This is a genomic window from Methanobrevibacter sp. (assembly GCF_045644645.1).
GTDB lineage: Archaea > Methanobacteriota > Methanobacteria > Methanobacteriales > Methanobacteriaceae > Methanocatella.
In genome coordinates, this window is sequence record NZ_JAZRHE010000026.1 from 1 (window position 1) to 2238 (window position 2238).

The 2238-nt window shown below is 29.2% G+C and carries 1 protein-coding gene and 1 pseudogene; both read left to right on the plus strand.

The features are described from left to right. Window positions 1–1588 (plus strand): transposase (locus ACKI4K_RS01760; RefSeq protein ID WP_407421674.1); only part of this gene is annotated, 1588 nt, incomplete at its 5' end. Window positions 1589–2029: 441 nt separating this feature from the next. Then, a pseudogene (locus ACKI4K_RS01765) lies at window positions 2030–2238 on the plus strand (hypothetical protein); the annotation flags it as partial.

The following is a 2238-nucleotide window of genomic DNA, read 5'->3' on the forward strand; positions in this document are numbered from 1 at the left end:
TACTAAAGATACAATATATGCAGAATTGAAAAAAGAACGTTATAGTGATGTGAAAACTATTCGTAAAATCATAAATCTAATATTCACACCATGCATAATTGACATTGTAAAAGAACTGGAAAAAGACTTTAAAGACCAAGGACCAAGACATTATCCAAGATTATTGTTATTAGGGATAGTATTATACTGTTTTTCTCATAAAATGTACAAATACACAGATATAGCAAATGAGTGCCGTAAAAATAGATTTCTGAGAATCTTTACAAGAGGAGCAGAACCCTGTGAGAATACCTTCAGAAACTTCCTAAACGAATCAGATACAGAATCAATGCGAAAAATATTCCTTTATACACTCGTACGATACAATGATGTCGATTTACTCAAATTTCTGCACTATTTCATTGACAGTACTGATGCAATAGTGCGAGGATCCAAATACTATAAAATATACAAAATCGAATTAGAAGCAATGAAATTAATGAAAAAACACAATTTACTCCACAATCCACAAAAACCCAAGCAAATAAAACGTTCAATCGACAAATTACTAAAAATAAGAGAAGAACATATGATGGAAGAAAACATAGTGGAATTAATAGACATGATAATCCCCAGAATACAAATCTACAATTATAAAATGTATAAACACATTGATGAATTCGAACAAGCAATAAAAAATTCAAACAAAGACTTCGTATGCATTACATATCCAAATGCACCATTGATACCAACTAAAAAGGGAAATTGGGATTTTGCAAAAAACTTACAAGTAGCAGTAACCGATGATAACATCATCATTGGAAGCATATTCATCAATAACCCTGACGATTCCAAAGCACTACCACAAATACTGCCAGAATTAAAAAAGAACTTCGAAATACTCTGGGAATTACAAAAAAAATACGGAACACGAAACAATGAAAAAGAAATCAAAAACATGCTGAAAAAAGCCATGGTGGTTTGCGATTCAGGATATGCATCAGAAGAAAACATTACATACATATGTGAAAACGATATTCGATCTTTAATAATGCCAAAAATAACTTCAATATACATAAATAATAAAATGAAAAGTTTTGATGAAAAATTAGAAGAATTAAGCAGTGAAATCGAAATCTTGGATGAAGAAAACACTGAAATTGAAACAACTCGCAAAAAAGACATGTCAAGAATTTGGGACGGATACAATTGCAAATTCAACCGTCCAGTGATGTTCACTGAAAAAACACCAATTCCTGACGAAATAGAAAAGGGTTTACCAAAAAGGGCAACAAAAGCAAATTATAAATATAAAGCCCTTGATTGCAGTGGATGCCCATATCGGGATGTGTGTAAACACAAATCTTTCACTGAGAAGATAAGCCCTTATATTTACGAATCAATGAATAAATTCACTCAAAAGTTTTATCAGGAACTCTATATGCAAAGATTCCATAAGAGCGAATCAATAAATGGATATTTCAAAGGCATTAATGGAATTTTGCATTTGTTAGGCACAAATGATAAAGCAATCACCAATGAAATGCATTTAAGAAATACCATTTATAATACTATCCATTTCGTAAGTATATCGGGTACTGTAGATTGAAATTAAATTTACAGTACATTTGATAACAACTGATAAAATTGGAGATTTTATCAGCAGATTTCTGATATATTTAGGTCACCTAAGCGTCAAAATTGCTTAAAAATCATTATTTTTCATGGATTTAATCAAAAATTGACAAATCTAGAGAACAATGATTGAATTCAAACATGTTTGGTCACCATTTTTAATTTTTAGTCATGATTACAAATAAATTTTACTAAAATTCAAACTCACATCATAATCCTCTGATTTTAAAATAACAAAATAAAATACAATTAAAATAAAAATATCCCAATTTAAAAACTAAAAACAAAGAAAAATTAAAAAACAACTAAAATTACACACCAAAACAATTAATGAGATTCCTCTTAACATTAAGCGTGCATCAGGGTCATTAATTCCAATTACTTCTTTCGGAGATTCTTTAACTTTTTCTTCGATGAAAATGCACAAAAATTAAAAGATCGTTTCAGACAAAACTCAACAAAAGAAGCAATAGAACATTTTAAACTATATTTACAAAATTACAGAGCAATACCAGTAGTATTAAAAAATTTCATAAGAAAACACATCATCAATCACTTCCACAGATACGTACAACACTTAGATGATGAAAATATTGAAAAAACATCAAAAAAAGTCGAAAATTA